Origin of the sequence: Pseudomonas sp. RIT-PI-q (genome assembly GCF_001297125.1) — a bacterium.
Lineage (GTDB): Bacteria > Pseudomonadota > Gammaproteobacteria > Pseudomonadales > Pseudomonadaceae > Aquipseudomonas.
The window spans coordinates 1-3,595 of record NZ_LHPC01000064.1 but is presented as its reverse complement, the minus strand read 5'-3'; the positions used below and the strand labels follow the sequence as shown (position 1 = coordinate 3,595).

The 3,595-nt window shown below is 58.2% G+C and carries 3 protein-coding genes; 1 reads left to right on the top strand and 2 read right to left on the bottom strand.

Annotated features, from left to right (window positions below):
* Window positions 1–454: 454 nt before the first annotated feature.
* Window positions 455–889, bottom strand: coding sequence for a DoxX family protein (locus AEQ67_RS31495; protein WP_059407648.1), 435 nt, complete (start codon window positions 887–889; stop codon window positions 455–457).
* Between the two features lie 104 nt (window positions 890–993).
* The gene (locus tag AEQ67_RS31490; RefSeq protein ID WP_059407647.1) at window positions 994–2,415 is read right to left on the bottom strand and encodes a transglycosylase SLT domain-containing protein; all 1,422 of its coding nucleotides are present in this window, start codon (window positions 2,413–2,415) and stop codon (window positions 994–996) included.
* Between the two features lie 235 nt (window positions 2,416–2,650).
* Between AEQ67_RS31490 and AEQ67_RS31485 the strand changes: the two genes are divergently transcribed.
* Window positions 2,651–3,460, top strand: coding sequence for a TatD family hydrolase (locus tag AEQ67_RS31485; protein WP_059407646.1), 810 nt, complete (start codon window positions 2,651–2,653; stop codon window positions 3,458–3,460).
* Window positions 3,461–3,595: the final 135 nt, after the last annotated feature.

Here is a 3,595-nt window from a genome sequence, read left to right as displayed (position 1 = left end):
GAAATGAGCTTGAACGTGCTCGCTTACAACTTGAAGCGGGTGATGAAAATCCTCGGTGCGCAGAGCTTGATGAAGGCGTTGGCGGCCTGAAAAGCCCCTGCTTTGCCCAATGGACAAGCTGTAAAGCGTTACTAGCGGCCTTGAGAACGGACTGGAGCTACGAAGAACGCTTTAGGAGCAATCAGCCAGCCAAACATCGTCGGCGCTACGCGTCGACGATGTTGGAATCAGTTTTTGCACACTCTGGGCCATGGATGGCCGATGGCGGCGGGCCCCCGGAGCAATGCCGGAGTGAGGGTATGCCGAGTCTAGGCGAGGCACCGAATGGAGGGGCAAAGCCTTTTGGTTACTTTTCGGCGTCTGGAAAAGTGACTCGCTGTAAGAGCGAAACCGCCAGCAGCCATTACCAAAGAAACGGATATTCACACAGCCATTCCGTTAAAAACCAAAGCAATCACCCCGCAATAGCGCGATCAGCCGACAGCTTCCCAGCCCCTTCAATCAACACCGCAATACTGCCACCCAGCAAGGCCAGCGCAAATTCATAACCATTGTTGGCCATGAACAACCCATTAGGCAGGTGCACCGAAAAGATCGCCACCAGCGAAAGGAAGGTCAGGCCCAGCGCCGCCGGGCGAGCCAGCAAGCCAATGATCAATGCCAGACCGGCGAAGAACTCAGTCCCACCCGCCAGCGTCGCCATCAAGTAGCCCGGCGTCAAACCGATGCTCTCCATGTACTGCGCAGTACCCGCCAAACCATAACCACCAAACGCCCCGAAGAGTTTCTGCGCACCGTGAGCAGCGAAGACGATGCCAACGAAAATCCGCAAAACAGTCAGGCCGTAGCCGGCGCGGGTAAACAGTACCTTGTTGATCAGTGAGCTCATGCTGTGTCATCCCTTGTGAGTTGTAGGTGGGTTGGCCGCTATATTAATCAGTAAATATCATGTTAAAAGCGCAAAAAACCCGCCATAATAATCAGTTTATTCGATCACTTACGCAGGGCAACTTTCTGTCCCTGGGGCTCCAACGACTCCCGCTCCCGATCGAACGCCAAGTAATACTTGTTCACGCTATTAACATAGCTGACAGGGCCCATTCCCACCTGCTCCATGGCGATGCGCTCAACCTGGAAGAACCACTGATTGGGATTCAAACCGCGTCGCCGAGCCTCGGCGCGCATCCCCTGGACCCGTTCCGGTCCAATGTTGTACGCCGCCAGCACAAACGCCATGCGCTCGCGTTCGTTGAGCTTGGGGCTGGCAAAAAACTTGCGGCGAATCATCGCCAGGTACTTGGCCCCGGCCTGCACATTGGCGTCCAGGTCCTGAATATTGTTGACCCCCACCCGCTGCGCCGCTGACGGGGTGATCTGCATCAGCCCGGTGGGGCCGCTGCCACTGCGGGCGTTGGGTTGCAACGCGGATTCCTTGAACGCCAGCGCCGCCAGGTTCAGCCAGTCCATGCTCTGGGCATCAGCGTGTTTCTGCAGCACCGGGCGAAGTTTTTCCAAACGCTGGCGGTCAGCCTTGGCCAATGGATAGTGCACTTGATACAGGCGTCTATAGATCCGCAGGAACGCAGCATCTTGATCCGATGGTTTTTTGTACCCGCTCAGGAAGCGATCGATGCTCGCCCGCAGCATCGAGGCGTCGCGGCGCACGAACCAGAACTCTTCGCCCGGATCGCTGATCAGCACCTGCCGATCGAAACGCAACTTGGGCAGGATCTTGCCCCAACGCTCGGCAATCGGTTGTTCGACGATGGTCAGGTGAAAGATTCCGCCCTGGACCATTTCCAGCACGTCCTCGACCGCCAGGGTGGGATCGACCCACTCGACTTTCACCGGCGGCAATTTGTGCAGGGCGAGCTTCTGGTTGATCTGGCTGACCGCATCCCCAGCCGCGCTGCCGGTAGGCAACGCGAGGGTTTTGCCGGAGAGTTGTTCAAGGCGGGTGTAACGTCGCTCGCCTTTGATCCCGACCAGGACCAGGGGGATGTTACTGGCAATCGGTTCACTGGTGCTGACCGCGTGCCCCGGTTGCAGATCAAGCAGCTCCCCCGGTGCGACCAGGTCACCCTCCCCGCGCTGCAACGCGCCGATCAGTTGATCCTTGGCCTTGGGAATGATCTTGAGGGTAATTTCCTGACCGTCACGGGCGTGACCGTTGAGGTACTGCTCGAAGGCGCGCAAGCGGTGGTATTCAACACCGATGGCCTGGCCCTGAACTTCGCCGGAGCTGTTGCGGCTCTGATTGACCAGCACCCTCAACACGCGGCTACTGCGGATTTCCGCCAGGTCACGCACCTTGGTTGACGGCACGGCTTGCAGCGGACCGGCCAGTCGCGCGACCGCCGGCATCGGCAGCAGCAATGAACAACACAGCAGTAATAAAACCGAGGGACGTATCATCCACTCTCCGGAAAGGATTCGGGTCCAGCCTCATGTTTTTCATGAAGCACAGACAACAGAAACAGAGCGCCTTGAGCGCTGGCAAAGTGCGGAAGACTGGCACAGTGATGGCACATTAGCCAACCCGACCTGTCTCGCGGCATCAAGAGACAGCTACAACCCGTTGTAGTTCTTGGCTTTTCTTATAAATCCACAGCTCTGATATGCTTTCCGGCCTTTGGTCCGAGGTAGCACCATGCAACTCATCGATATCGGCGTCAACCTGACCAACCCCAGTTTTGCCGACAAACACCAGGCTGTACTCGACCGTGCCTACGCGGCCGGGGTCTGCCAATTGGTACTGACCGGCACCAGTGTCGAGGGCAGCGAACAGGCGCTGGAGCTGTGCCAGCAGCTGGATGAAACGGCTCAACGGCTGTTCGCCACTGCCGGCATTCACCCGCACTCGGCCAGCGACTGGAACGCCGACAGCGCCCAGCGTCTGCGTAGTTTGCTCAAGGAGCCGAACATGGTGGCCGTGGGCGAATGCGGGCTGGATTTCAATCGAGATTTCTCGCCGCGTCCGCAGCAGGAAAAAGTCCTCGAAGAGCATCTGGCGCTGGCGGTCGACCTGCAATTGCCGGTGTTCCTCCACGAACGCGACGCCAGTCAGCGCCTGCTGGAAATCCTCCGTGATTACCGTGATCAGTTGCCGGCCGCCGTGGTGCATTGCTTCACCGGTGAAAAGAAAGCGCTGTTCAGCTACCTCGACCTGGATTTGCACATCGGCATCACCGGCTGGATCTGCGACGAACGCCGGGGCACGCACCTGCATCCGTTGGTGAAAGAGATCAAGCGCGGGCGCCTGATGCTGGAAAGCGATGCGCCGTACCTACTGCCACGCAGCCTGCGGCCCAAGCCAAAAAACGGCCGCAACGAACCGGCGTATCTGACCGAAGTGTTGCGTGAAGTGGCGTTGCATCGCGGCGAAAGTGAGGAAGATCTGGCGGCTCACACCACGGCGTGTGCACGGACATTTTTCGGATTACCTTCAATCCCCCAGTAACCACAAATCCCCTGTGGGAGCGGGCTTGCCCGGGTAGAAACCGGAGACATCCTTTACGTTTTAAACCGGAGACATCGTTTACAGGTATGAAATACGGTCAGGAGGTGCCTGACCATGCCCTGGAATCGAGAGTCC

Excerpts from the sequence above, each read along its gene's own strand:
- AEQ67_RS31495 (WP_059407648.1), bottom strand. The coding sequence starts at position 889 with ATGAGCTCACTGATCAACAAGGTACTGTTTACCCGCGCCGGCTACGGC.
- AEQ67_RS31490 (WP_059407647.1), bottom strand. The coding sequence starts at position 2,415 with ATGATACGTCCCTCGGTTTTATTACTGCTGTGTTGTTCATTGCTGCTG.
- AEQ67_RS31485 (WP_059407646.1), top strand. The coding sequence starts at position 2,651 with ATGCAACTCATCGATATCGGCGTCAACCTGACCAACCCCAGTTTTGCC.